Origin of the sequence: Bacillus sp. EKM202B (assembly GCF_011066025.1) — a bacterium.
GTDB lineage: Bacteria > Bacillota > Bacilli > Bacillales > Bacillaceae_G > Bacillus_A > Bacillus_A toyonensis.
Genome location: NZ_JAAMNK010000140.1, coordinates 1 through 234, shown reverse-complemented (window position 1 = coordinate 234; position 234 = coordinate 1). Strand labels below are relative to the sequence as shown.

Here is a 234-nt window from a genome sequence, read left to right as displayed (position 1 = left end):
TGGCTGGGCTAGCTGGATTCGAACCAGCGCATGACGGAGTCAAAGTCCGTTGCCTTACCGCTTGGCTATAGCCCAATGAAATAGTTTTCTTCTTTTTAAAGACAAATGTTATTGTACCATAATGTCCAATAAAAAACAAATGCTATGTAGCAGAAGTTAAAATGGCGGTCCCGACCGGGGTCGAACCGGCGATCTCCTGCGTGACAGGCAGGCATGTTAACCACTACACCACGG

At 47.4% G+C, this 234-nt stretch carries 1 tRNA gene; it reads right to left on the bottom strand.

Features of this window, described 5'->3' with window-relative positions:
- Positions 1–75: transfer RNA gene (locus tag G9F74_RS29765), tRNA-Gln, on the bottom strand.
- Positions 76–234 lie beyond the last annotated feature (159 nt).